The organism is Actinospica acidithermotolerans (genome assembly GCF_018139625.1).
Taxonomy (GTDB): domain Bacteria; phylum Actinomycetota; class Actinomycetes; order Streptomycetales; family Catenulisporaceae; genus Actinospica; species Actinospica acidithermotolerans.
This window is the reverse complement of record NZ_JAGSOH010000026.1, coordinates 33720-60331: the sequence shown is the minus strand read 5'-3', so window position 1 is coordinate 60331 and position 26612 is coordinate 33720. Positions and strand designations below refer to the sequence as shown.

At 70.3% G+C, this 26612-nt stretch carries 21 protein-coding genes; 9 read left to right on the top strand and 12 right to left on the bottom strand.

Annotated elements, in window-relative coordinates; translation table 11 throughout:
- Positions 1-40 precede the first annotated feature (40 nt).
- Together KDK95_RS11870 and KDK95_RS11865 are read left to right on the top strand one after the other, a co-directional pair.
- Positions 41-490 carry an anthrone oxygenase family protein gene (locus KDK95_RS11870; protein WP_212518151.1) on the top strand — a complete coding sequence of 150 codons (450 nt, stop codon included), beginning with the start codon at positions 41-43 and terminating at the stop codon, positions 488-490.
- 86 nt (positions 491-576) lie between these two features.
- Entirely contained in the window at positions 577-1434 is an 858-nt protein-coding gene (locus KDK95_RS11865) for a PaaX family transcriptional regulator (RefSeq protein WP_212518150.1), read from the top strand.
- A gap of 509 nt (positions 1435-1943) precedes the next feature.
- Here the strand turns inward: KDK95_RS11865 and KDK95_RS11860 are convergent.
- From KDK95_RS11860 to boxC, 6 genes are read right to left on the bottom strand one after another with little or no spacing between them, the layout of a single operon-like run.
- Positions 1944-2957 (bottom strand): amidohydrolase family protein, encoded by a 1014-nt coding sequence (locus tag KDK95_RS11860; protein WP_212518149.1) that lies wholly within the window; start codon positions 2955-2957, stop codon positions 1944-1946.
- 18 nt (positions 2958-2975) lie between these two features.
- Positions 2976-3311, bottom strand: coding sequence for a ferredoxin (fdxA, locus tag KDK95_RS11855; RefSeq protein WP_212518148.1), 336 nt, complete (start codon positions 3309-3311; stop codon positions 2976-2978).
- A gap of 16 nt (positions 3312-3327) precedes the next feature.
- Positions 3328-4317, bottom strand: a complete 990-nt coding sequence (locus KDK95_RS11850) for an NAD(P)/FAD-dependent oxidoreductase (protein WP_212518147.1) — start codon at positions 4315-4317, stop codon at positions 3328-3330.
- Positions 4314-5918 carry a benzoate-CoA ligase family protein gene (locus KDK95_RS11845; protein WP_212518146.1) on the bottom strand — a complete coding sequence of 535 codons (1605 nt, stop codon included), beginning with the start codon at positions 5916-5918 and terminating at the stop codon, positions 4314-4316. The genes KDK95_RS11850 and KDK95_RS11845 overlap by 4 nt, the downstream gene beginning before the upstream one ends.
- A 36-nt stretch (positions 5919-5954) precedes the next feature.
- The gene (gene boxB / locus KDK95_RS11840; RefSeq protein ID WP_212518145.1) at positions 5955-7373 is read right to left on the bottom strand and encodes a benzoyl-CoA 2,3-epoxidase subunit BoxB; all 1419 of its coding nucleotides are present in this window, start codon (positions 7371-7373) and stop codon (positions 5955-5957) included.
- A gap of 8 nt (positions 7374-7381) precedes the next feature.
- A complete protein-coding gene (gene boxC, locus KDK95_RS11835; RefSeq protein ID WP_212518144.1) occupies positions 7382-9109 on the bottom strand; it encodes a 2,3-epoxybenzoyl-CoA dihydrolase in 1728 nt (575 codons plus the stop codon).
- A 332-nt stretch (positions 9110-9441) separates the two neighbouring features.
- Between boxC and KDK95_RS11830 the strand changes: the two genes are divergently transcribed.
- Both KDK95_RS11830 and KDK95_RS11825 read left to right on the top strand, forming a co-directional pair.
- Complete coding sequence (locus tag KDK95_RS11830) at positions 9442-12108, top strand: beta-glucosidase family protein (protein WP_212518143.1); 2667 nt, start codon at positions 9442-9444, stop codon at positions 12106-12108.
- 244 nt (positions 12109-12352) lie between these two features.
- On the top strand, positions 12353-13582 hold the full coding sequence (locus tag KDK95_RS11825) for an ROK family transcriptional regulator (protein ID WP_212518142.1): 1230 nt from the start codon (positions 12353-12355) through the stop codon (positions 13580-13582).
- A gap of 25 nt (positions 13583-13607) precedes the next feature.
- Here the strand turns inward: KDK95_RS11825 and KDK95_RS11820 are convergent, their stop codons facing one another.
- The 3 genes from KDK95_RS11820 to KDK95_RS11810 all read right to left on the bottom strand — a co-directional run bounded on the left by KDK95_RS11820 (position 13608) and on the right by KDK95_RS11810 (position 16274).
- Positions 13608-14198, bottom strand: a complete 591-nt coding sequence (locus KDK95_RS11820) for a HutD/Ves family protein (RefSeq protein ID WP_212518141.1) — start codon at positions 14196-14198, stop codon at positions 13608-13610.
- Positions 14199-14320: 122 nt separating this feature from the next.
- A complete protein-coding gene (locus KDK95_RS11815) occupies positions 14321-14791 on the bottom strand; it encodes a RidA family protein (protein WP_249160970.1) in 471 nt (156 codons plus the stop codon).
- Complete coding sequence (locus tag KDK95_RS11810) at positions 14784-16274, bottom strand: aldehyde dehydrogenase (RefSeq protein ID WP_212518139.1); 1491 nt, start codon at positions 16272-16274, stop codon at positions 14784-14786. Before KDK95_RS11810 ends, KDK95_RS11815 begins: the two co-directional genes overlap by 8 nt.
- Positions 16275-16494: 220 nt before the next feature.
- Between KDK95_RS11810 and KDK95_RS11805 the strand changes: the two genes are divergently transcribed.
- The 4 genes from KDK95_RS11805 to KDK95_RS11790 all read left to right on the top strand — a co-directional run bounded on the left by KDK95_RS11805 (position 16495) and on the right by KDK95_RS11790 (position 21002).
- Entirely contained in the window at positions 16495-17751 is a 1257-nt protein-coding gene (locus KDK95_RS11805; RefSeq protein ID WP_212518138.1) for a flavin-containing monooxygenase, read from the top strand.
- A gap of 86 nt (positions 17752-17837) precedes the next feature.
- Positions 17838-18764, top strand: a complete 927-nt coding sequence (locus tag KDK95_RS11800; protein WP_212518137.1) for a LysR family transcriptional regulator — start codon at positions 17838-17840, stop codon at positions 18762-18764.
- 188 nt (positions 18765-18952) lie between these two features.
- Positions 18953-19303: a cupin domain-containing protein gene (locus KDK95_RS11795; RefSeq protein WP_212518136.1), complete on the top strand. Its 351-nt coding sequence runs from the start codon at positions 18953-18955 to the stop codon at positions 19301-19303.
- A 217-nt stretch (positions 19304-19520) separates the two neighbouring features.
- Positions 19521-21002 (top strand): APC family permease, encoded by a 1482-nt coding sequence (locus tag KDK95_RS11790; protein WP_212518135.1) that lies wholly within the window; start codon positions 19521-19523, stop codon positions 21000-21002.
- Between the two features lie 12 nt (positions 21003-21014).
- Here the strand turns inward: KDK95_RS11790 and KDK95_RS11785 are convergent, their stop codons facing one another.
- The 3 genes from KDK95_RS11785 to KDK95_RS11775 are packed head-to-tail and all read right to left on the bottom strand — an operon-like array spanning position 21015 to position 24287.
- A complete protein-coding gene (locus tag KDK95_RS11785) occupies positions 21015-22484 on the bottom strand; it encodes an aspartate ammonia-lyase (RefSeq protein WP_212518134.1) in 1470 nt (489 codons plus the stop codon).
- Positions 22481-23617, bottom strand: coding sequence for a M20 family metallopeptidase (locus KDK95_RS11780; RefSeq protein ID WP_212518133.1), 1137 nt, complete (start codon positions 23615-23617; stop codon positions 22481-22483). Before KDK95_RS11780 ends, KDK95_RS11785 begins: the two co-directional genes overlap by 4 nt.
- A gap of 4 nt (positions 23618-23621) precedes the next feature.
- Positions 23622-24287: a DUF1028 domain-containing protein gene (locus KDK95_RS11775; protein WP_212518132.1), complete on the bottom strand. Its 666-nt coding sequence runs from the start codon at positions 24285-24287 to the stop codon at positions 23622-23624.
- A gap of 245 nt (positions 24288-24532) precedes the next feature.
- Between KDK95_RS11775 and KDK95_RS11770 the strand changes: the two genes are divergently transcribed.
- Positions 24533-26608, top strand: a complete 2076-nt coding sequence (locus KDK95_RS11770) for an oxidoreductase (protein ID WP_212518131.1) — start codon at positions 24533-24535, stop codon at positions 26606-26608.
- The last annotated feature ends 4 nt before the right edge of the window (positions 26609-26612 follow it).

Genomic DNA, 26612 nt, shown 5'->3' with positions numbered 1-26612 from the left:
GCATTGTCAGCTAGCAACGCTAGATCCTGAAAGGGTCATCATGCTCAACGCACTCGAGGTCTTCGCCACCGTCGTCGTCGGCGTGATGGTGGGGGTGGAGTTCGCCGTCGCGGTCGTCTTCAAGCGGATTCTCGACGCGCTCCCCGGCGACGCCGGTCAGCTCGGTCATGCGCACGGCGGACGGATGCTCGGCGCCGTGATGCCGTTCTGGTACGTCGGCTCGCTCATACTCAGCGCGGTCTGGGCCGTCGCCGGATGGAGTCATCACGGCGCCGGCCTCGTCGTCACCGCCGCCGGCCTGCTGATCGTCAGCGTGGTCATGTCGCTCCTGCTGCTCGTCCCGATCAACAACCGGAACAAGACGTGGACGCCCGAGAACCGGCCGGCCGACTGGCGGCAGCAGCTGGACCGCTGGAATCGCTTCCACTACCTGCGCGTCGCGGTCATCATCGCGGCCTTCGCGCTGCTGGCCAGTGCTCTGGTCGCATAGTTCACGGATCGTTGGTGTGTCGACAGATTCACGTAGACTGAGAGCGACCGGACTGGGTGGAACCCCGAGGGAGGGACGCGCTGACCATGCGTGAGGGCGATGAGGCAGAGGTCGTTCCGTCCTACACGCGGCGTCAGCAGACGGGGGGACGCAGCGCCCGCTCGCTGCTGCTGACGGTGCTCGGCGAGTACGTGCGACCGTCCGGCGTGCCGGTGTGGACCTCGACGCTGCTGCTCGTGGCCGACGGACTCGGGATCGAGGAGAAGGCCGCGCGCCAGGCGCTCAACCGGCTGTCCGGGGACGGCTGGCTCGTCTCGGAACGCGACGGGCGCCGCGTGCGCTGGGCGCTCACCGAGCACGGCACGACGTTCCTGACCGAGGGCGCGGAACGCATCTACTCCTTCGGCCGCGACCGCGAGTCCTGGGACGGGCGCTGGCTGGTCCTGCTGGTGAGCGTGCCCGAGTCGCAGCGCGACCTGCGCCACCGGCTGCGCAACGGACTGACCTGGGCGGGGCTGGGAAGCCCGACGCCCGGCGTGTGGGTGAGCCCGCACGCGACGCGGGAGGCCGAGGCCAAGCAGGTGGTCGAGGAACTCGGCCTCGAGTCGGTTGCGCTCTCCTTCAGCGGCGCGTTCGCCGGGGTCGGCTCGGAGCGCACGATGGTGGACCAGGCGTGGCACCTCGGCGAGCTGTCCGAGGAATACGAGGACTTCCTCTCCCGGTTCGCCGGCTCGCGCCCCGTCTCCCCCGACGAGAAGCTCTACGCGCAGATCCGGCTGGTCGACTCCTGGCGCCGCTTCCCCCGGCTCGACCCGCAGCTTCCCCTGGAACTGCTCCCGCCCGACTGGATCGGCCTGCGCGCGGCGAACGTCTTCACCGACCTGCATCAGCAGTGGAACGCCGCCGCCCGGGAGCGCTGGGCGCAGTTGGCGGCCGACGCGTAGGTGAGCAGAAGCACCGGGCGCGGTTAGTTGGCGGCCGACGCGTAGGTGTGCGCGAGTCGACCGCCGGATAGGTGCGCTGATCCGGTCAAGCACCGGGCGCGGTTAGGTGGCGGCCCACGCGTAAATGCGCGCGAGTCGACCGCCGGAATGGTGCGCAGGTTCGGTCAAGCACCGGGCGCGGTTAGGTGGCGGCCGACGCGTAAATGCGCGCGAGTCGACCGCCGGAATCGTGCGCTTATTCGGTCACGTGAGGGTGGCGAGCAGGTCGGGCGGGCCCTGGACTCCGGTGCGCTGCATGTAGTGGGTGAGTGCGCGCAGGCCGCCGAGTTCTTCGCCGCCGCCGTTGAGCACGAGCAGTCGGCCGTGCCACGGCGCGAGCCTGGTGATCAGCTCGCGGGTGGAGGCAGGGTCTGCGGAGACGATCGAGCCGACCAGGCTTCCGCCGCCTCGTGCCGCGGCGGTGACGACCTCGTCGAGAGTCGCGTAGGGAAGCAGGGTGCTGAGTCTTCTCAGTGGGCATCGGCCGCATCACCGTGCGGCTCGAGGTCGGAGACGCGCCCGGCATCACCTCGCGGCTCGAGGTCGGAGACGCGCCCGACATCATCACCTTGCGGCTTGAGGCGGGAGACGCGCCCGACATCACCTCGCGGCTCAAGGTCGGAGACGCGCTCGGCATCACCTCGCGGCTTGAGGTGGTAGACGCGCGCGGCGTTTCCGGCGAGCACGAGCGCGGCGGTTTCCTCGTCCGGGCAGATGGCCGCGATGGCGCGCGCGTTGCGGGCGATCCCGGGCACGCCTGGCCAGTCGGTGCCGAAGATCATGCGGCGGGTCAGCCGCTTCCAGTCGTGCCGCGCGTAGTAGGCCTGCAGTCGGGAGGGCGGGAGGCCGGACAGTTCGATCCACACGCGCTCGTTCGACAGCGCCATGAACGCCGCCGCGTCGTACCACCAGCCGCGGCCGCCGTGGGCGAGTGCGATGTTCAGCGTGCGGAAGTCGCGCAGCACGTCGTCGAGGAGCACCGGATCGGCGAACTTGTTGCTGGAGCCGGGAAAGCTGCTCGTGCCGCAGTGCACGACGAGCGGGATGCCGACGGCCTGGCAGACCTCGTACGCGGGATAGAGGCTGCGGTCGTTGGCGGCGACGCCCGCGTGCACGGGATGGAGCTTGCAGGCGACGGCGCCGAGAGCGAGTTGGCGCTCCAATTCCTCGTCGACCGGATAGTGGTAGTGCGGGTTGATGTTCGCGATCGCCTTGATGCGGGACGGGTTCTCCGACGTGAGCGGCAGCAGGTCCTCGATGGGCTGGATGCCGGTGGCCTTCGGGCTGTACTCGGACAGCAGCAGCGCCACGTCCACGCCTTCGCGGGCCAGGTAAGCGTCGAATGCGGCGGGTTTGACGGTGCCGTCGCCGTCGTAGACCTCCGCGAGGAGTTCGGAGTCGCCGAATTGATGGGCCCACGCGCGCCACGCCGGTTTCAGCGTGGGCAGCCGGGCCGCGTGCAGGTGGACGTCGATCAACGTCATGCCGTCGAGCATCCGCGGTCAACCCTGGTAGGAGGCGACGAGATCCGTGTCCACGCCGAGCGGCCCGACGGCGTTCGCGCCGCCCGCCATGCCGAGCGGTTCCTCGCGCCCGGGCAGCGGATCGGTGAAGAAGCGAGCGTTGTCGGCGACGAACTCGACCTGATCCGCCGGCACGCGACGGTCCTGGCTGATGGCGGAGACCGGGCAGACCGGCTCGCAGGCGCCGCAGTCGATGCATTCGCGGGGGTTGATGTACAGCTTGCGGTCGCCCTCGTAGATGCAGTCGACCGGGCATTCCTCGATGCACGAGCGGTCCATCGTGTCGATGCAGTCGGCGCCGATGACGTACGGCATGTCAGGTGTCTCCTTTTCAGACCAGGGCCGGTGCGGCGTCCGAGGAGTGGCCGGGGAACAGCGCCTCGTCGGGGTTGATCAGGACGGCGGCGTTGTTGACCGCGGTGGCGGCCTCGCCGAAGCCGACCACGATCAGCCGCACCTTGCCGGGGTATTCGGTGATGTCGCCGGCCGCGAACACGCCCGGCACATCGGTGGCCATCGCCGTGTTCACCGGCAGATAGCGGTTGCCGATCACCTCGATCCCCCAGGACCGGATCGGGCCGAGGTTGGCGGTGAAGCCGAGTGCTGCGATCACGGCCTGCGCCGGGCGCGCCGCGCTGCCGCCGGGGCCGGTCACCACCACCGTCGTCAGGAGGTCGCCGCCGTCGAGGGCGGTGACCTCGGCGTCGGTGATGATCTCGACGCTGGAGGAACGCAGGCGGGCCACGCTGTGTTCGTGCGCGCGGAACGCGGCGCGCCTGTGCACGAGGGTGACGCTGCGGGCGATCGGTTCGAGGCTCAGGGCCCAATCGACCGCGCTGTCCCCGCCGCCGACCACGACGACGTCCTGTCCGGCGTGCGCGCCGAGCGAGGGCACGAAGTAGGACAGGCCTCGCCCGAGCCACGTCTCGCCGGCCGGCAGCGGACGCGGCGTGAACGTGCCGATCCCGCCGCTGATCACCACGGCACGGCAGCGAACCTCGGTGCCGGTATGCGTGGTCGCGACGATGGTGCCGTCGTGCTCGCGCACCAGCTCCTGCACGCGATGCCCGAGCAGGTAGGTCGGATCGAACACGGCCGCCTGCGCGGCGAGCCTGGCGACCAGGTCGCGGCCCCTGACCATTGGGAAGCCCGCGACATCGTAGATCGGCTTCTCCGGGTACATCGCGCTGACCTGGCCTCCGACCTCCGGCAGCGAATCGGCCACGACCGTGGACAGGCCGCGGAATCCGGCGTAGTACGCGGCGTACAGGCCGACCGGCCCGGCGCCGACGACCAGCAGGTCGGCTTCGATGACGTTCATGGCGCGCTCGCTTCGTTCGCGGGATCGGACAGCAGGCGAGAGGCCGCGGCACGCAGTTCGACGCGGCGGATCTTGCCGGTGGCGGTCGTCGGCAGCGCGTCCAGGAACACGACGCGGCGCGGGCGCTTGAACGACGGCAGGCCCCCGCGGCAGAACTCGATGATCTCCGCTTCCAGTGCAACAGGGTCCGAAGTCACCGCCGACGAGGCGAGCACGGCGTAGGCGACCGGTTTCTCCAGGCCGTCCGCGTCTCGGCTCGCCACGACGGCCACTTGGTCGATCGCCGGATGCTGCAGCAGCCGGGTCTCGACCTCGGCGGGCGAGACCCACATGCCGCTCGCCTTGATCATGTCGCCGGTACGGCCGAGGCAGGCGTAGTAGCCGTCGGCGTCCCGCACGTAGGTGTCGCCGGTGCACAGCCAGTCGCCCTGGAACACCTGCCGGGAGGCGTCGTAGCGCGACCAGTAGCCGATCGCCGTCGAGCCGCCGCGCACATAGAGCGTGCCGGGGGTTCCCGGCCCCACCGGAGCGCCCTCGTCGTCGAGGATGCGCAGGTCGTATCCGGGCACTGCGACGCCCGTCGTGCCCGGGCGCACCTCGCCCTCCCGGTTCGAGAGGAAGATGTGCAGCATCTCGGTCATGCCGATGCCGTCGAGGATGTCCACGCCGAAGCGCCCGGTCCAGCGGCGGTAGAGCGCTTCGGGCAGCGGCTCGCCGGCCGAGGCGCTGAGCCGGACTCCGGCGAGGGCGTCCGCGGGCAGGTCGGCGTGCAGCATGTTCGCGAAGAACGTCGGGCCGGCGAAGAAGAGCGTCGCGCCGTACTCGCGTGCCCGCTCGGCCAGCACGTCCGGCCGTGACGGGGACGGTTCGAGGATCGTGGCAGCGCCGACCGAGAGCGGGAAGAGCACCGAGTTGCCCAGGCCGTAGGCGAAGAACGCCTTGGCCGCGGACAGGCACCGATCATCGGGCCTGATACCCAAGACCAACAAACCGTACGTCTCGCACACGACGCGGATCGCGCCGTGCCGGTGCATCGCAGCCTTCGGATTTCCGGTGGTGCCGGAGGTGTAGAGCCAGAAAGCGGGTGAGTCGGCGGTGGTCGGGTAGGGCGCCGGCGTCGGCTCGTGGCGTTCGAGTTCTGCGAAGGTGTGCACCGGGACGCTCGCGGTGAAGCCGCAGTCTTCGGCGATGACGACGCCGCCGAGATCGGGCGCCAGCGCAGCGGCCTTCTCCCCCGCCGCGCGGAACTCCGGGGTCGTCGCGAGCAGCCGCGCGCGGGAGTCTCGCAGCAGCTCGGTCAGCCCGTCCGCGTGCGTCATTGTGGAGACCGGCACCGGGATCGCGCCGATGCGCATCGCCGCGAGGAACATCACGACGAACTCGGGCGAGTCGGCCATGTACATCATCACCCGCTGCTCAGGCTGCAGGCCGATCGCCCGCAGCCCGGACGCCGTGCGTGCCACGCGCTCGTGCAGCTGCGCGTACGTCGTTTCGCCGCGCACGCCGGTGAGCGCGAGGCGATCGCCGTCGCCCTGCTCGATGTGCCGGTCGAGCAGGTAGGTACTGGCGTTGAACGTGCCGTGATCGAACACCGTGGTCATGGGCGCACCTTTGCGCGAAACGGGGTCGGGGGCTGATTAGGCGAGGTGGACGTATTCGTAGTCGAACGGCTTGCCATTGATTCCCTGGCGCGGCGGCGCGATCCAGGCCGCGATCCTGCCGCGCTCGTGCACGGGCTGCATCAGGGAACGGACATAGGTCTTGTCGACCTCGGTCGGCAGCCAGTCGCCCTTGCGCGCCTCCCACTCCTCGGCGGCGATCACCTCACCGGCGGGCGTGGTCTCGATGCCGGAGAACGCGCCGACCCGACGGTTGAACGCGACGCTCGGCAGGCGCAGCCGCTGCGGCAGCCCCGCCTCCCCGAGGATTCGGTTCCACCGGTTGACGCCGTTCTGGCAGTCGTCGATGTACTCGCGCCGCAGGTCGGTGTTCAGGCCGACGAGCGCGGCGACCTCGTTGTGTCCGACGCTCCCGTCGACGACCGCGTCGACCAGGATCGAGTCGCCGGTCAGCCGGTGGTCGTCCTTGCGGCGGCCCTCGGCCCAGCGGCCCTTGATCCCGGCGGTGTAGTAGTTGGCGACGTTCGTCGAGGTCTCCGAGCCGAACAGGTCGAGCGAGACGGAGTAGTGGAAGTTCAGGTACTTCTGGATCGTCTCCAGCGGGATCGCGCCGTGCGCCACGACCTCATCGGTGTCGTTCTCCCGCATCACCTGAACGGTGCGCTCGACGACGCGGTCGATGCCGGTGGTGCCGACGAACATGTGGTGCGACTCCTCCTTCAACATGAACTCGCAGGTGCGCGAGAGCGGGTCGAAGGCGGACTCCTTGAGCGTGCCGAGCTGGTACTTGCCGTCCCGGTCGGTGAAATAGGTGAACATGAAGAACGAGAGCCAGTCCGGCGTCTCCTCGTTGAAGGCGCCGAGGATGCGCGGCGAGTCCTCGCTGCCGGAGTTGCGGTGCAGCAGCTGCTCGGCCTCCTCGCGCCCCTCCCGGCCGAAGTAGGCGTGCAGCAGGTAGACCATCGCCCACAGGTGACGGCCCTCCTCGACGTTGACCTGGAACAGGTTGCGCAGGTCGTAGAGGCTCGGGGCGGTCGCTCCCAGGTTGCGCTGCTGCTCGACCGAGGCCGGCTCGGTGTCGCCCTGGATCACGATCAGCCGCTGCAGGTCCGCGCGGTACTCGCCGGGCACCTGCTGCCAGGCCGGCTCGTCCTTGTGCTGGCCGAAGCCGATCCGGCGGTCCGGATCGCGCTCGGCCAGGAAGATGCCCCAGCGGTAGTCGCGCATGGCCACGTGCCCGAAGTGCGCCCAGCCCTCGCGCCCGACGTTGATCGCCGTCCTGAGGTACACGTCCTCGGTCGGAAGCGTCGGCCCCATCGACTCCCACCAGTTGAGGAAGTTCGGCTGCCAGGACTCCAGCGCGCGCTGCAGTCGGCGGTCCTCGTGCAGGTCGACGTTGTTCGGGATCTTCTCGGTGTAGTCGGCGGAGATCGTCATGGTGGCCCTCACACTCGCTTGCGGTCGAAGGCGGCGCGGCGCCCGGTGCCGAAGGCGCGCAGCGCGCCCTCGGGGCCGGAGGCGTTCGGCCGGTAGAAGATCCAGTTCTGCCACGCCGAGAGCCGGCCGAAGATCTTCGTCTCCAGCGTCTCCGGGCCGGCGAACCGGTAGTTGGCCTCGAGGCCGGTCAGCGCGTCCGGGCTGAAGCTGGCGCGCTCCTCGATCGCGATGCGCACCTCCTCGTCCCAGTCGATGTCGTCGGGCGCGAAGGTGACCAGGCCGAGCCGCTCGGCCTCCTCGGCAGTCAGCGCCTTGCCCTCGGCGGCCCGCGCGGCGGCCAGTGCCTCGGCGTCGCCGTGAAAGCGGGTCGCAAGCCGGGTCAGCCCGTTGCCCATCGGCAGCGGACCGAGGTTCATCGGCCCGATGACGATCGCAGCCGGATCGGCACCCGGATCGATCTCCTCGAACACGCCCGCCAGCTGGTAGCCGCGATCGGCCGCGAGCGCGAGCTCCAGCAGCGATCCGGCGAAGCAGCTACCGGGCTCGATCAGGGCGATGATGCTCCGGCTGGTCACGTCCAGGCGCTTGAGCGTGCGCTTGAGGTAGTGCAGGATCTCGTTCGCCAGCCAGTCGCCGGCGTTCGCCAGCAGCAGCTCGTCGTACGCCAGCACCTTCTCGGCGGCGCCCTCGGTGCGGATGACCCAGGTCCCGAGCTCGTTCTCGTTCGTGCGCAGGTCGAGGATCAGGTCGTCGAGCGCGCGGGTCACGGCCAGGGTCCAGAAGCCGGCGCCCTGCGCGTGCACGGCGGCGATGCCGGCCGGCGCATCTGTATCAGGGCCCGAGATCGTGATCTCGGCGACGCCGCGGGAGTGGTCGAGCGCGGCGGTGACGAAGGGGTAGGCGACCTTCTCGTCCGTGCGCGACTTGGCAAGCGGCACCAGGGCCACACCCGCGGCGCGCTCCGGCCGGTTCGAGCGCGCCGCGAACTCCGCGGCCCGTTCGGCGACCGTAGCGTCCCACGCCGCGCGCGGGACCGCCTCGTCCACCAGCCGCCAGCGCACGGCCTTCGCGCCGGACACGCCCTCGGAGCGGGTGGAGAAGTAGTCGGCCAGGTCGCGGCGCACGTGCCGCTTGTCGACCACCCGCGTCAGCCCGCCGGTACCCGGCAGCACCCCGAGCAGCGGAAGCTCGGGCAGCGACACCGCGGAGGACCGATCGTCGATCAGCATGATGTGCTCGCACGCGAGCGCCAGCTCGTACCCGCCTCCGGACGCGGTCCCGTTGAGAGCGGCCACGTAGGTCTGGCCGGAGCTCTCGCTCGCGTCCTCCATGCCGTTGCGGGTCTCGTTGGTGAACTTGCAGAAGTTCACCTTCCACGAGTGCTCCGACGCCGCCAGCATCCGGATGTTCGCGCCCGCGCAGAACACCTTCTCCTTGCCGCCGGTCATCACGACCGTCCGGACCTCCGGATGCTCGAAGCGCAGCCGCTGCACGGCGTCGTAGAGCTCGATGTCGACACCGAGGTCGTAGGAGTTGAGCTTCAGCTCGTACCCCGGGACCAGGCCGCCCCGTTCGTCGACATCCATGATGATCGTCGCGACCGGGCCGTCGACGGACAGTCGCCAGTGCCGGTAGCGGGACGGATCGGTAAGGAACTCGACCCTCGCGCCGGCCGTGCTCGGGCTGTCAGCGCTGCCCGACGCCTCGGGGACGGCTTCGGTCACCAGGTCGGCCATCAGGGACTCCTTCATCCGTTGAGGTAGCTGAAACTCTACAGACTTCTGCAGGGTCGTCAATGCTTCGTAGCATGAATCCTCGGCAGGGCTCCGGTCGACCCCTTCGGGCCCGGGCCCACGCGGCGCGAGTTATGCACTGACAAGACATAAATGAATTGCTCATCCGAGCCTTGACCGCCGCACTGAGCGTTTGTAACGTTCCCGTTGCCGCACACGTCCCAAAGGCGCAACACACCGTCAACATGCCAGAAGCGCGTCACCCTACGCGCCATTTCGGCGTGCCCCGACGGCGTCAAGCGCGCGGCGAACCTCGCTCTGACCCTGGAGATTAGGTGTACTTAAGACATAAATCACGGCGGCCCAAGCTGCTGGCCGCCGTCACCGCCCTCAGCGCCCTGACCGCCGCCGTGTGCGGCGGCACGGCGTCCGCCGCCGCACATCAGAGCCCCGTCCCGGCCGTGACCGGTGACGCCCGGGTCGACCGGCTGCTGAGCGAGATGACGCTCGACGAGAAGCTCTCGATGATCGAGGGCGAGGCCGAGGTCGCGAATTCCGCCGACCAGTACCAGGCCGGGTACCTGCCCGGCGTGGCGCGGCTGGGGATCCCCTCGCTCAAGCTCAGCGACGGGCCGCCCGGGGTGATCACCAAGCAGGACTCGACCGGCATGACGTCCACGATGGGCGTGGCCGCGACGTTCTCCACGTCCGACGCGCAGGCGAACGGCAAGGTCATCGGCTCCGACGCGAAGGCCCTGGGCCAGGACGTCGTGCTCGAGCCCTTCGTCAACATGGACCGCGACACCTCCTGGGGCCGCGGGTTCAACACCTTCGGCGAGGACCCGCTGCTCACCGGCCAGACCGGCGCGGCGGAGATCACCGGCATCCAGGGCCAGGGCGAGATGGCCCAGGTCAAGCACTACATCGCCTACGACGGCGGGAACAACGTCGAGGTGGATTCGCAGACGCTGCAGGAGATCTACCTGCAGCCGTTCGACGACGCGGTCCAGGCCGGGGTCTCGTCGGTGATGTGCTCCTACAACGAGATCAACGGCTACCAGTCCTGCGGCAACGCGCAGACCCTGACCTCGATCCTGCGCGACGAGCTCGGGTTCAAGGGCTTCGTGACCTCGGACTGGGGCGCCGACCACGGCACGACCTACATCAACTCCGGGCTGGACATGGAGATGCCCGGCAACGGCGGACCGATTCCGGGCGTCATCCCGACGTACTTCAGCTCCTCCGCGATGAAGGCGGCGATCGCCTCCGGCTCCGTGCAGGTCTCCGCGATCAACACGGCGGTCGGCCGGATCCTCTACGAGATGGACCGCTTCGGCCTGCTGACCGGCGCCTCCAAGCACAACGTCACGCCGGAGAACACGAAGGCCGACGAGGCGACCGTGCTGGCCACGGCTCAGGATTCGGCGACGCTGCTGCAGAACAACGGCAACGCACTGCCCCTCTCGTCGGGTTCCCTGTCCTCGCTCGCCCTGATCGGGCCGGGCGCCGGGCAGACCATCGCCACCAACAGCGGCGGCGAGGCCGCCGGCGGCCTGCTCAGCCAGCAGACCAGCGCTCTCAGTGCCCTGACGGCCGACACCAAGGGCACCGGCGCGAACATCGACTACGCGGTGGCCGACGACCTGACCGGCACTCCCGTGCCCGCCTCGGCCCTGTCGCACAACGGCACGTCGGGCCTGGTGCGCACCACGACCGGATCCTCCACGACGACGGTGGACCCGCAGCTCAACTTCACGACCAAGGGCGGCAACGCGCTCAAGGCCGGCAGCACCGTGTCCTGGGCCGGAACCCTCACCGTTCCGAGCACCGGCGAGTACTGGCTCAACATCCAGGCCCTCGGCGGCACCGCCGGCCTGACCGTGGACGGCAAGACGCTGGCCACGGTCGGCGCCGGCTTCACGACCGCGCCGCGCTACGGCGTCGTGCACGCCACCGACGGCAGCGCTCCGACCGCGACGACCGACGGTCTGGCCAACGACCGGACCTTGGTCAATCTCACGGCCGGCGCACACACCCTGTCGGTCACCGAGAACCCGGACGCGTCCGGCAACCCGGTGCAGGTGCGGCTGAACTGGGTGACCCCGGCCCAGCAGCAGGCGAACACCGACGCGGCGGTCGCGGCGGCCAGGAAGGCCAAGACCGCGGTCGTGTTCGTCTGGGACACCGGCTCCGGCGACCTGTCCACCGCACTGCCGGACGGCCAGGACCAGCTGATCGAGAAGGTCGCGGCCGTCAACCCGAACACCATCGTGGTGCTCCAGGCCAACCAGCCGGTCGCCATGCCCTGGCTCAGCAGCGTGAAATCGGTCCTGGACACCTACTACGGCGGCGACCAGGCCGGCGTCGCGGCGGCGGACCTACTGCTCGGCGAAACCGACCCGAGCGGGCACCTGCCCTTCACCTGGCCCAAGTCCCTCGACCAGGAGGTCGCGCACGACTCGGCCCACCCCGAGCGCTCGGACTACGGCGTCGACTCGTCCGGCAATGCGTGCAGCGCGTCCACCCCGTCGACCACGGTGTGTACGACCACGTACTCCGAGGGCCTGGACATCGGCTACCGCTACTTCGACGCGACGAACGAGACCCCGCTCTATCCCTTCGGCTACGGCCTGTCGTACACGAACTTCGCGTACTCCGGCATGACCACGGCCAAGGCGAGCGACGGCGGCCTCAACGTCACCCTCACCGTTCGCAACTCCGGCGCGGCCGCTGGAACCGCGGTGCCGCAGGTCTATCTCGGCGCCCCGGCCACGATCCCGACCGGCGTGCAGTTCGCGGACAAGGCCCTGGCCGCGTACGGACGAGTCACCCTCGCCCCCGGCCAGAGCAAGACCGTGACCCTGCACGTGCCGCTGCGCCAACTGCAGTACTGGACCGACGCATCCGGCTGGGTCACCGCGACCGGCGACCGGCCGATCCTCGTCAGCGACAACGAGCGCGGCAACCAGCTGAGCGCGACCGTCGACATCAGCACCAAGTAGGCCGTACCAGGTAGGCACAGCTCGGCAACACCGGAAACACCGCTCGATCCACTGGTCCAGGGCGAGGGACGTCGCCCGGGCACAGTGAACGGCGCGGAGTTCGGGGCGGAGGCGGACCCCCCGAACTTCGCGCCGCGCGGCATCCTCCGCCAGCGCCCCCGGACTCCATCACGTCCCCGGACTCCATCACGTCCCCGAACTCCATCGGGCCCCGACAGCGCCGATCACCTCGTAGGATGCCCCAATGGCCGACCCCCGCGGACCCCGCTCGTCCCACACCGTGCTCGAACGCATCGTGCTGGACGCCTTCGACGGATACGGCGCGCTCACCCGGCCCCAACTCGTCGAAGCCACCGGCCTGTCGCGTCCCACCGTCACCGCGCTCGTCACCGCGCTCGCCGCGCGCGGCGAGCTGAGCGAGTCGGCCACGCCCGCGCCGACCGGGACCCGGGGACGTCCCTCGCTGAGCTACCGGCGCACCGCGATGGCCGCGCCCGTCGCGCTCGTCCGCATCGCCCATCGCATGCCCACGCAGGTCAGCCTGGTCGGCGAGGACGGCCCGATCGCCGAGCTCGACACCCGGGTCAGCTGGCTGCAGCCGTGGGACATCTGGGCTCCGGCCGTCCGCGAGGCGCTCGCGCAGCTCGAGTCCGCCAGCGAACTCCCGGCCCGCCACGTCGTGCTCGCCGCGCCCTTCCCGGTCGAGGACGGCCACGGCGCCCCGGAGGCCGACCCCCTGGCCGGGCGGCAGCCTTCCGCCTCCCGCGCCGCCGCGCGGGCCCGGGTCCTGCCGGACTTCCCGGACTTCCCCGAGTGGATCGCGCACGACCCCCGACCCGCCGTCGCCGAACTGCTCCGCCGACCCGTCACCATGATCAACGACGCCAACCTCGCCGCGCTCGGCGAGGCCCGCCGCGGCGCCGCCCGCGATGCCACGACCGCCGTCCACCTGCTCATCCGGCACGGCGCCGGCGCCGGCGTGATCGTCCGCGGCAAGATGATCACCGGTGCGCGCGGCATGGCCGGCGAGGTCGGGCACGTCCAGATCGTCGAGGACGGCCCGTACTGCATGTGCGGCAACCGCGGCTGCCTGGTCACCCAGAGCTTCGACCCCTTCAAGATCGAGGCGCTGACCAACCGCTACGGCCACGAGCCGAGCTTCGACGACCTCGAAGAACTGACCGCGGACGGCGACGCCGTCGCCCTCCGGTTCTTCTCCGACCTCGGCGCCCTGCTCGCCAAGACCCTCGCCGCCACGATCGTGCTGCTCGACCCCGACGTCCTCGTCATCGACGCCGAACTCCGGCACACCGCCGCACCCCTGATCAGCGGCCTGCGTGCCGAACTCGCCCGCCGCTGCCCGCCCCGCCTGGCCGAGGAACTCGCCGTCGTACGCGGGCAACTCCGCGACGCCATCGCCTACGGCGCGCTCGCAGCCGTCAACGACAGCGAGGCCGGCTCGCCCTCCCGATAGACCGCGTATCGCCGCCGTGCTCCGCCTATCCGTGCGGCGCCACGGTGATCCTCAACTCGACGAGCGTGCCGGTACCCGCGACGCGGATATGCGATCCGACCGCGCCCTCGACGACGGAGTCCAGCGCACGCAGCGTCGTCACCGGCTCTGATCCGTCCGCCGGTTCGAGCGCCAGCCCGCCGGTGAGCGCCAGCAGGACGACAGCACCGCCTTCTCCCCCGCTCACCGCAACCTCGTGATCCCCCGCGACCTCGACGACGCGCATCGATCCCGCCGCCCGTCCCCGGCGTGTCATCAGGTTCAGATCCCGTGTGGCGCCGCCCGGCACCCGGCACGCCGTGTCGTCCTCACCCGCGAACGCGAGCGTGTCGAGCCGGCCGAGGGTGTGCGGCGTCCCGTTGACGGTCAGGACCATCTCGCCGCCTTCGAGCAGCATGATCACGCGGTCGATGTCGGGAAACGCGGAGAACGGCCCGTCCCGCTCGACCTCGGCGACGCTCACCCGCCAGTCGAAGTCCGCAAGCGTCGCCCCCTCCGGCGACGCCGCGACGTCACGCGTGCTGCCTCCGCCGTTCTTCCACGGCTTCGCCTCGAGATCCTCCCAGCGCCGCAGCATTCGTCCGTCGCCTCCTGCTCCATCCGCATCCGCCTGCCCGGGCGCAACGACCGTACCAGCGGGCCCGAAGCGCTGAGCGCCCCGATCCGGGAAGCCGGATCGGGGCGCTCCGAGTCACAGCGTCAGCGGTCTCCGTCCGGGATCACGGCGATCGCGTCGACCTCGACCAGCCATTCCGGGCGGGCGAGCGCGGAGATGACCAGGCCGGTGGAGATCGGGTGCACGCCCTTCGTCCAGCGGCCGATCGTCCGGTACACGGTCTCGCGGTAGCGCGGGTCGACGATGTAGATCGTCAGCTTGACCAGGTGCTCCATCCGGGCGCCGGCCTCAAGCAGCAGCATGCTGATGTTCGCCATCGCCTGCTCGGTCTGCGCCTCGACGTCGCCGACGCCGACGGACTCGCTGGTGTCGAGGTTCTGCCCGATCTGCCCGCGCACGTACACGGTGTTCCCGGCGACGACGGCCTGGCACAGGTCGTTGTCGAGGTTCTGCTCGGGGTAGGTGTCCCGGGTGTTGAACGGGCGGATCCGGGTGTGCCCGCCCACGACGATCGGGGCGTTCGGTGCGCTCACAGCGTCCTCACTCTCAGGCATTGTCGAACCACGTGGTCTTGAGCGCGGTGTAGTTGAGCAGGGCGTGCAGCGAGAGGTCCCGGCCGAAGCCCGACTGCTTGAATCCCCCGAACGGCGTCGCGACGCTCAGCGCGTCGACCGTGTTGACGGAGACGGTCCCGGCCCGAAGAGCGGCCGAGACGCGGTGCGCCCGGCGCAGGTCGTCGGTCCAGACCGAGGCGGCCAGCGCGTAGATCGAGTCGTTGGCGACGGCGATCGCCTCGGCCTCGTCCTCGACCTCGATCACGGCGAGCACCGGGCCGAAGACCTCCTCGCGGGCGAGGACGGCCGACGGGGCGACGGCGTCGACGATCGTCGGCGGCACATAGGCCGTGGTCGGGGCGCCGTCCAGGATCGGGCCGCCGAGAAGGATCTTGCCCTCGCGGCTCGCGATGTCGATGTACGCGCGAACGCGGGCCGCGTGCGCCTCGCTGACGAGCGGGCCCATCCTCGTGGCCGGGTCGAGCGGGTCGCCGGGCACGATCTCGGCCGCGCGCTCCAGCACCTTCTCCAGCAGCCGATCCTTGATCGAGCGCTGGACGAGAAGCCGTGAGTTGGCCGAGCAGACCTGGCCGGAGTTGAAGAAGACGCCGGCGCACACGCCCGCGGCGACGGCGTCGAGGTCCGCGACATCGGCGAGGACCAGGTTCGCGCTCTTGCCGCCGCATTCGAGCCAGACCGGCTTGATGTTCGACTGGCCGCTGTACTGCAGGAAGAGCTTGCCGACCTCGGTCGAGCCGGTGAAGGCCACGGCGTCGACGTCCGGGTGCAGGCCGAGCGCGCGGCCGGCGACCTCGCCGCGGCCGGGCACGACGTTGAGCACGCCGGCGGGCAGTCCCGCCTCCGCCGCCAGCTCGGCGAGCCGCAGCACGGACAGCGGCGACTCCTCCGAGGGCTTGAGCACGACGGAGTTGCCCGCGGCCAGGGCGGGCGCGAGCTTCCACATCGCCGTCTCGAGCGGGTAGTTCCACGGAACGACGGCGGCGATCACGCCGAGCGGCTCGCGGCTGACGAGCGCGAGCTGGCCGGGCGGGGTCGGCGCGATCTCGCCGTAGAGCTTGTCGATCGCCTCGGCGTACCACTGCAGAATCGCGGCGGTGCCCGGCGCGTCGATCGCCGAGGTGTCGGCGATGGGCTTGCCGGCGTCGAGGGTGTCGAGCAGCGCGAACTCGTCGGCGTTCGCGCGGATGAGCTCGGCCAGCCGCAGCAGCAGCGCCTTGCGCTCCGCGGGCGCCTGCAGCCGCCACACCCCGGTCTCGAAGGCCCGGCGCGCCGCCGCCACCGCGCGGTCGACGTCGGCGGCTTCCGCCTGGGCGACCTGCGCGATCACGGTTCCGGTCGCGGGATCGACCGTCGCGGCGCGCGCGCCGGAGGCGGCGGGCACGAACTCGCCGTCGATCCAGAGCTGGTCGCGCGGCTGAATCCGGACGGCGAGCGATCGCCACTCGTCGGCGGTCTTGGTCATCTGCGCTGTTCCCTTCCGGTGACGGATACAGCCGAAAGCCTAGGAAGAGCGGCCCGAACCTGTCGAGACGGTCTATCCGGCTTTGGGCATCGATTCGATCGATGACCCGTGGATCGATCAATCAGAACTAGAAGGGCAAGAAATCCTGTTGGACAGGAGCATTGCCGCCGAGAAGCATTTCGAACGGTACGAGGAGTTACCGGACGAAGTGGAGGTTGGGATGTCGAGCCAAGAGGTAGAGGTCCTCGTGGTCGGCGGGGGCCAGGCCGGCCTGGCGATGAGCGAGCATCTGAGTGAGGGCGGCGTCCCGCATCTGGTGCTGGAGCGCAGTCGCATCGCCGAGCGCTGGCGCTCGGAGCGCTGGGACTCGCTGGTCGCGAACGGGCCCGCCTGGCACGACCGCTTCCCCGGCCTGGAGTTCGTCGATCTGGACCCGGACGCCTTCGCCGGCAAGGAGCAGGTCGCGGACTACTTCGTCGCCTACGCCGAGAAGATCAACGCGCCGATCCGGACCGGGGTCGAGGTCACCTCCGTGACCCGGCACGCCGACCGGCCGGGCTTCCGGGCGCAGGCCTCGGACGGCACGACGATCGACGCGCGCTACGTCGTAGCCGCCACCGGGCCGTTCCAGCGTCCGGTGATCCCGCCGATCGTCCCCGAGAACGCCGGACCGCGGCAGATCCACTCCAGCGCCTACCGCAACCCGGACCAGCTGCCCGAGGGCGCGGTGGTGGTGATCGGCGCGGGCTCGTCCGGCGTGCAGATCGCCGACGAACTGCACCGCTCGGGGCGTCGGGTGTACCTCTCCGTCGGCCCGCACGACCGTCCGCCGCGCCGGTACCGCGGCCGCGACTTCTGCTGGTGGCTCGGCGTGCTCGGGCTCTGGGACGCGGAGACGCCGCCGCAGGGTGCTGAGCACGTGACGATCGCGGTCAGCGGCGCACGCGGCGGCCACACCGTCGACTTCCGCGAACTCGGCCGGCGCGGCATCACCCTCGTCGGGCTGACGGCCGCGTACGACGACGGCATCCTGCGCTTCGCCCCCGACCTCGCCGGCAACATCGCCAACGGCGACGCGAACTACCTCTCCCTGCTCGACGCCGCCGACGCCTACATCGCGCGCAACGGCCTGGACCTGCCCGAGGAGCCGGAGGCCCGCGAACTCGGCGCCGACCCGGACTGCCTGACGAACCCGGTGCTCGAACTCGACCTCGCCGAGGCCGGGGTGACCTCGATCGTCTGGGCGACCGGCTTCGCCGCCGACTACGGCTGGCTCAAGGTCGACGCGTTCGACGAGCGCGGCCGGCCCAGGCAGCGCCGCGGCGTCTCCACCGAGCCCGGCGTCTACTTCCTCGGCCTGCCCTGGCTCTCCCGCCGCGGATCCAGCTTCATCTGGGGCGTCTGGCACGACGCCAGGTACGTCGCGGACCACATCGCGATCAGCCGCGGCTACCTCGCGTACGATCAGTCGGCCTAAGGGGTCCGACGCAGCCGTGTGGCGAACCTTCCGGCGGCTAAGGTTCGTTACACGGATCCCGCGGGAGCAAGAGGGCTTGGAGTGGTATGGCTGAGTACACGCTGCGGCAGCTGGAGTACTTCGTCGCGGTGGCCGAGGCCGGGAGCGTCACCGGAGCCGCGGAGCGGGTCCACCTCTCGCAGTCCGCGATGTCGGCCGCGCTGGCCGACCTGGAGCAGGCACTGGACGTCCAGCTGCTGCTTCGCCATCACGCCCGCGGCGTGACGCTGACGGCAGCCGGCGAGCAGCTGCTCGTGGCCACGCGGCGGCTGCTGTCCCAGGCCGACGACCTCAAGCACGAGGCCCTCAGCCTCGGGCACCGGCTCAGCGGCTCGCTCACGATCGGCTGCTTCGGCGTGCTCGCGCCGTACGTGCTGCCGGATCTGCTGGCCACCTGCGCCGAGCGGTACCCGGAGCTGCGGCTGAACACGCAGGAGGTCGACCTCGACGCGCTGGCGGAGGGCGTGCTGGCCGGGCGTTTCGAGCTCGGCCTCGGCTACCAGCTCGTGCCCAATCCGCGCCTGGCCGTCGAGAGCGTGTTCAGCCTGCCGCCCTACGCCCTGCTCCCGGCGGACCACGAGCTCGCCGGCCGCCGCCGCATCAGCCTCGCCCAGCTGGCCGGGGAACCGCTGGCGCTGCTTGACCTGCCGCACAGCCGCGACTACTTCCGCGCGATGTTCGCCGCGGCCGGGGTCGAGCCGAACGTCCGCTACCAGAGCCGCAACGTCGAGACGCTGCGCGCGCTGGTGGGCCGCGGCCTCGCGTACACGCTGCTCAACCTCAAGCCCGCCGTCGCCACCTCGTTGGACGGGCACCCCGTCGCGTCGGTCCCGCTCGAAGGCGGCGCGCCGCTCGAAGTCGTGCTCGTCACCGCGGCCGGCGGACGCCCCACGCGCCGCGCGGCGGCCGTCGCGGCCATCTGCGCCGAGGTGCTGCGCCGCCGAGGTGCGGAGCACGTGACGCGCGAGGAGTAGGGCCGACGGCCCTTGACGGTTACGGCGGTCACGGCGGCCCTTGACAGCCACGGCGGCCGTGACCAGGCTGCATCGATTTCGCCGATCCCAACACTCGGATACATGACTTGGACACCGGTCCGCCCGGTTGGTGAAGCTAGAGCTCCGGCGCCATCGGCCGCGAAAGTCAACGAAATCAAGGAGCTACCATGCCATCCGTCAAGCCCGCCTCCGCCGACGTGAAGTTCACCCCGTGCGCCTACGTCACCGCTGAAACCCTCATCGAGGGCGACCCGCAGGAGCGCGAGCACACGTACTTCGCGCGCGACGGGTTCGTGATCGGCGCGTGGGAGGCCCAGCCCTACACCGAGCACATCGACGCCTACCCGAGCGACGAGTTCTGCACCGTGCTGCGCGGCTCGGTGACGCTGACCGCCGACGAGGGCGAGTCGCACACCTTCAAGGCGGGCGAGAGCTTCACCATCGAGGCCGGCTGGGCCGGCACCTGGCGGGTGCACGAGCCTTTCCTCAAGCTCTTCGCCGCCGCCAGCCCGAACTAGGCGGGATCCAGCGCCATTAGGCGGGATCCAGCGCCGCGGGGCGAACTCGGCGAGTGCGGGACAGCCGAGTTCCCTCGCGGCGAATTCGATGGAGGTATCGATGACTTCTGCATCGATTTCGCCGCTGCCGATGCCGCATTTTCTCTGTTATACAGCCGGTAATCCGCTGTCCATAGTGGAAGCCACCGGAGGCCGACTACACGACAAGGACTCGTCGATGACGCAGAGCGCCACGCAATCGAGTGACATACCGGACCGAACCGATTCACCGGTCGTCGAAATCGCCCATCTGCACCGGAATCTGCGCCGCTTCGACATCGTGGCCCTCGGCGTCGCCGCGGTCATCGGCGTCGACACGATCGGGCAGATCGCGACCGGCGGCGGCGAGGCCATCACGTGGACCGTGGTGCTGGCCCTGCTCTTCCTGGTGCCCTACGCGCTGATCTTCGCCGAGACCGGGGCGGCGTTCCCGCAGGAGGGCGGCCCGTACGTGTGGGTCAAGCTCGCCTACGGCCGCACGGTCGCCGCGATGACGACGATGTTCTACTGGGTCACCAACCCCGTCTGGCTCGGCGGCTCGCTGGTGTTCGGAGCCACTGCCGCCTGGAACTCGCACGTGTTCCACCTGGGCAGCGGGACGTTCGGCGACTACGCGTTCAAGCTCGTGTTCATCTGGCTCTCGATCCTGACCGCGATCATCTCGCTCAGCCGCGGCAAGTGGATCACCATCATCGGCGCTATCGCCAAGGTCTTCGTCGTACTCGCGGTGACCGTCACCGCGCTGGTGTACGGCTTCCAGCACGGCTTCGACGGCCTGCACAGCACCGGCTACCGGCCGACCGTCGCCGGATTCCTGGCGCTCGCGCCGGTTCTGCTGTTCGCCCTGTCCGGTTTCGAGGCGCCCAACGCGGCCGGCGACGAGATGAACAACCCGAAGAAGGACGTACCGGTCTCGATCGGGATCTCCGCGGGCGTCGCGGCGTGCTGCTACCTGCTGCCAGTGGTCGCCATCCTGGCCGTCGTCCCGGCGGACAAGGTCACCGGCGTGGCCGGGTTCATGGACACCGCCGGCCTCGTGTTCGGCGCGTTCGGCTCCTGGGGCGGCCCGCTGCTGACCGCGACCGCGGTGATGTTCTGCTTCGTGCTGCTGACTCAGGGCAGCGCGTGGATGATCGTCAGCGACCGGATGCAGGCGATGGCCGCGGCCGACGGCGGCTTCTTCGGCCGCTCCCTCGGCGCCTTCCATCCCAAGCTCGGCACGCCGGTGCGGATGAACATGGTCTCCGGCATCACCGCGACCGTCTTCACCGTCGCGGCCACGGTGTTCGTGAACGGCAGCGCGGCGGCCGACTTCACCGTCGTGCTGACCGTCGCCGTGACCACACTGCTGCTGTCCTACCTGGTGATCGTCCCGGCGCTCGGCACGCTCCGCAAGAAGCAGCCCGAGATCGTGCGCCCCTACCGCGTCCCGGGGGGCAGCATCGGCTTCCGGGTCTGCATGTGCGTCGTCTACGCGTGGATCGTGGTCGGTTCCTGGGTCGCCCTGTTCCCCGGCACGCTCAACAGCCTGCTCGGCCAGTCCTACAGCTTCACCGACTCCTGGGGCCTGTCGCAGGGCACTTTCGAGACGTTCACCCTCGGCACCGTCGTGGTCCTGCTGGCCGTAGTCGGTGTCAGAACCCGCAGACTTCGCGGCTGACGCCGGCCGGCCTCACGCGCCGTCGATGCTCTCTTCGCTCCCGACCGGAACCGGAAGCGGGACCGGAACGGGTACCTGAAGCGGCGCGAGGTTGGCGAGCGTCTCCGGACGCAGCAGCGCGTCGAGGGCTTCGGCGTCGAGGGTTCCGGTGGCCAGGGCCAGGGCGCGGACGTCGCCGGCGCCGCTGAGGACGGCCTTGGCGATCTCGGCGGCGCGGGCGTAGCCGAGCTGCGGAGTCAGCGCGGTGACGAGGCCGACGTTGCGGGCCGCTGCCGCGGTGAGCCTCGGCTCGTCGACGCGGATGCCGTCGACGCACAGCTCGCGCAGCGAGTCGAAGGCGGCGGCGGTCCAGTTGAAGCCCTGAAGCAGGCCGTGGCAGATGACCGGCTCGAATGCGTTGAGCTGGAGCTGTCCGCCCTCGGCGGCCATGGTGACCGTCAGGTCGGTGCCGATGACCCAGAAGGCGACCTGGTTGACCATCTCGGGGATCACGGGGTTGACCTTGCCGGGCATGATGCTCGATCCGGCCTGGCGCGCCGGGAGCAGCAGCTCGGCGAGGCCTGCCTGCGGGCCCGAGCCGAGCAGGCGCAGGTCGTTGCACACCTTCGAGGCCTTGACGACGACTCGCTTGAGCACGCTCGACACCTGGACGAACGCGCCGGTGTCCATCGTCGCCTCGACGAGGTCGCCCGCGCCGACGACGGGCCGGCCGGTGATCTCGGCGAGGTATGCCAGGGCCCGCTGCCGGTAGTCGGGGTGGGCGGTGATGCCGGTGCCGATCGCGGTGGCGCCGAGGTTGACCTCGCGCAGCAGCGAGCCGGAGTCGGCCAGCCGGGCGAGTTCCTCGCGCAGGGTCACGGCGAACGCGCCGAGCTCCTGGCCGACCGTCATCGGCACGGCGTCCTGCAGCTGCGTCCGCCCGATCTTGGGGACGGTGCGGAACTCCGCGGCCTTCGCGGCGAACGCGTCGGCGAGCGCGGCCGTCGAGCGGGCCAGGCGGTCGATCGCGGTGAGCAGCGCGAGACGGACGGCGGTCGGGTAGACGTCGTTGGTCGACTGGCAGCGGTTGACGTGGTCGAGCGGGTCGATGACGTCGTACGCGCCGCGCGGCAGGCCGAGGATCTCCAGTGCGCGGTTGGCGATGACCTCGTTGGCGTTCATGTTCGTGGAGGTGCCGGCGCCACCCTGGATGACGTCGACGACGAACTGCGCGTCCAGCTTGCCCGCACGCACCTCGTCCGCGGCCTGCCTGATGGCAGCGTACTGACGATCGTCGAGCAGCCCGAGGTCGTGGTTGGCGCGCGCGGCCGCGAGCTTGACCGCGCCGAGCGCGGCGACGAGCTCGCGGTGGCTGCCGACCGTCGTGCCGCTGATCGGGAAGTTCGTCAGCGCGCGGGCGGTGTGCACGCCCCAGTACGCCGACTCGGGGACCTCGTGCGGGCCCAGGGAATCGCGCTCGATCCGGACTGCGGCGACGTTCATCGCGCACCACTCTCCTCGGCGACGTCGAGTGCGGTCCACGCGAGAGCCACGGCAGCGTCGAGCAGAGCCTTCTCCGCGTCGCCGCCGACGCAGTGCGCTGCGAACTCGGGCTGGTGATTGAGGGCGGGCAGCGAGCCGATGCCGATGTAGGGGTGGATGGCGGGGACGACCTGGGAGACGTTGCCCATGTCGGTCGACGCGCGGTTCATCCGGCGCGCCGGAGACCCGGTGTCGAAGAGCCGGCCGAGCCGCGATGCGTTGCCGATGTAGGCGCGCAGCGCGGCCTGGTCGGTGCGGAATTCGGCGTACGGTTTGGACTCCGGCACGATCTCCAGCTGGCAGCCGGTGGCCAGTGCGCCGGCCTCGAAGCAGCGCCAGACCTTCTCCTCGGTCTCGGCGAGCTGCGCGAGCGAGCCGGCGCGCACGTACCAGCGGCCCTCGGTCCGCGCCGGGATCGCGTTCGGAGCCTCTCCACCGTTGGTCATCACACCGTGCACGCGGACCGACGACGGCAGTTGCTGGCGCAGCAGCCCGACGGCGACCTGCGCGATCGTGAACGCGTCGGACGCGTTCACACCCTGCTCGGGGTACGCGGCGGCGTGCGCGGCCTTGCCCTGGTAGGAGACGTGCGAGTGCGAGACGGCGAACGGCTCGGCCTCTGCGACGTCCACCGGAGCCGGATGCGCCATCATCGCGAGGTCGAGGCCTGCGAACGCTCCGCGCTCCAGCAGCTCTATCTTGCCGCCGCCGCCCTCCTCGGCCGGCGTGCCGTAGACCTCGATCGTCAGGCCCGCCGCGTCCGCGAGGGGCGCGAGCGCGCGGGCGGCGCCCACGGTGATCGCCGAGATCAGGTTGTGCCCGCAGGCGTGTCCGAGGCCGGGCAGCGCGTCGTACTCGGCGCAGAGCCCGAGCCGGAACGGGCCGCTGCCGTAGCTGGCGTGGAACGCGGTCTCCAGGCCGAGATACGCGGGCGTGACCGTGAACCCGGCCTCGTCCAGGGCTTCGGCGACCCAGCGCGAGGACTTGTGCTCCTCCCACGCCGTTTCCGGATGCGCGTGAAGCTGTTCGGAGAGCTGGATCAGTCGCTCGGCATCCGCCGTGACCGTGCGCTGCGCGTTCTGCTTGTCGCGCATGTCGTCACTCATCTCCGGGAACGCCGTACGACGGAGCGCTGCGCGGGTCGAGGCCGCGCGTGACGTAATCGTCGCGTTGCGGAAGCCAGAGGTCGAGAAGGCGACGAAGGTCCTCGACGGGCGTCTCGCTCCAGTCCACCCGCAGGTCGGTCTCGCGCCACGGCACTACGCGGACGACCGCGAGGCCCGCCGAGTGCACCGGTCCGGCCTCACCGCCCGCCGCCAGACCTGCCTCCAGTGCGGCGAGCAGGCGTGACTCCAGCTCACCGGAGGATGCCTCGAAGCCCTCGATGACCGCGTCGATCACCTCGGTCCCGGCGAGCATGTTGCCGGCGGCGACGACACCCGCGCCGACGCGGTCATGGTGCACGCCCAGCGTCTCGGCGCCCGAATACGCCGCCGCCTCGCCGCCCAGCTCCAGCACGGTGAGCTGCCGGTACTCGATTAGCTCGCGATCGCGGACGACGTTCGCCAGCGCGCCGCGCGCACCCATGCCGTATTCCATCGCGTCCAGCAGCTTCGTGCCGAGACGCGGATCGGTGACGTTCTGGGAGGCCGCCCCGCCCACTCCGGATCGAAGATGGATGCAGCGCGCGGCAACCGCCGGGCTGGACGAGGTGACGGCCATGCCTACCGCCTGCCCGTCGGTGGCCAAGACGGAGAACGTCACAGCACACCGCCCTGTACGAGAGATTCAGTCATGTCCAGAAAGCGTAAATATGCGGCTGAGGACTGTCGAGCCGATGATTCTGGCCTCAAGCATCGATTCAATCGATGCAGACCCTTGGATCGGTTTAGTCGATGCGATCGCCCGGATACATGACTTGGACACGAGGCCGAAGCCATGGTGATGCTAGGTGAACGGCGCGCCGTCAACAGTCGCGCAGCCGAAGAACCATTCATGGGAGGTGCCTGGTGAGCACGCAGCCGTCGCCTTACGACATCCTGTTCGAACCGGTCCGGATCGGCCCGGTCACGGCGAAGAACCGGTTCATCCAGGTTCCGCACTGCAACGGCATGGGCTACCGCGACCCGAGCGCGCAGGCGGCCATGCGGCGGGTGAAGGCCGAGGGCGGCTGGGCGGTCGTGTTCACCGAGCAGGTCGAGATCCACGCGACCTCCGACATCGCGCCGTTCATCGAGGGCCGCATCTGGGAGGACCAGGATGTGCCCGCGCTGGCCCGGATCGCCGACGCCATCCACGAGGGCGGCGCGCTGGCCGGCATCGAGCTCGTGCACAGCGGCCTGAACGCGCCTAACCTCTACAGCCGGGAGACCCCGCTCTCGCCGAGCCCGCTTCCGGTGGCGACGTACACCGCCGACCCGGTGCAGGCCCGCGCGATGACGAAGGCCGACATCGCCGACCTGCGCCGCTGGCACCGCAACGCCGTACGCCGGTCGCTGCAGGCCGGATACGACGTCATCGACATCTACTCCGGCCACGCGTTCGGCGGCTTCCACCACTTCCTCTCCCCGCGGTACAACCTGCGCACCGACGAGTACGGCGGCTCGATCCGCAACCGCATGCGGCTGCTGCGCGAAGTCCTCGAGGAGACCATGGAAGAGGTCGACGGACGCGCCGGCGTAGCCTGCCGGATCACCGTCGACGAGATGATCGGCGACGCCGGGATCACACGTGCGGACATCGAGGAGGTCATCGGCGAGCTCGGCGAGATCCCCGACCTGTGGGACCTGGTCGTCGGCAGCTGGGAGGACGACTCGAACACCTCCCGCTTCGGACCGGAGGGCGAGTCCGAGCAGTACGTCGCCGGCCTCAAGGCCCTGACCAGCAAGCCGGTCGTGGGCGTCGGCCGGTTCACCTCGCCCGACTTCATGGTGCACCAGGTCAAGGCCGGGATCCTGGACTTCATCGGAGCGGCCCGCCCCTCGATCGCCGACCCGTTCCTGCCGAACAAGATCCGCGAGGGGCGCCTCGAGACGATCCGCGAGTGCATCGGCTGCAACATCTGCGTGTCCGGCGACTTCACCATGTCGCCGATCCGCTGCACCCAGAACCCGAGCATGGGCGAGGAGTTCCGCCGCGGCTGGCACCCCGAGCGCATCAAGGTCCGCGGCTCCGACTCCCGCATCCTGGTCGTCGGCTCGGGACCGGCCGGACTGGAGGCGGCGCGGGCGCTGGGTGTGCGCGGGTACGACGTCGTGCTGGCCGAGGCGGGCCGCGAGCTCGGCGGACGCGTCGCGAAGGAGGCGCGCCTGCCGGGGCTCTCGGCGTGGATTCGCGTGCTGGACTACCGCGCGCAGGCCATCGGCGACATGAAGAACGTCGAGGTCTACCGGGAGAGCCCGATGAACCGCGAGGACATCCTCGAGTTCGGCTTCGAGCACGTGGCCGTGGCCACGGGGGCGACCTGGCGGCGCGATGGCGTGGCCCGCTGGCACACCCACCCGATCCCGGTCGACCCGGCCGCCGACGTCCTCACGCCGGACGACCTGATCGCCGGCCGCAGGCCGCGCGGCAACCGCGTCGTGCTGTTCGACGACGACCACTACTACATGGGCGGCGTGCTGGCCGAACTGCTCGCGAAGGAGGGCCACGAGGTCCACCTCGTCACCCCGGAAGCGCGCGCCTCGGCGTGGACGTACAACACGATGGAGGTCGCCAAGATCGCCAGGCGGCTGCTGAACAACGGCGTCCACCTGCACCTGAACACGACGGTGAACGCGGTCCGCGCGGACAGTGTGGAGACCGCCAACGCATACAACGGAGCAGCGGACTCGCTCGCGGCGGACAGCGTGGTCCTGGTGACAGCACGGCTGCCCGAGGAGTCCCTGTTCCAAGACCTGACCGGCGCGCTCGAACTCGGGCAGATCAAGACCCTGCGAGCCATCGGCGACGCCTACGCGCCGAGCACCATCGCCGCCGCCGTCTGGTCCGGCCGCCGCTACGCCGAGGAATTCGACACCGAACTCGCCCCCAACGACGATGTCCAGTTCCGCCGCGAGGTCACCCGGCTCGCGGAAACCTACTGAACCG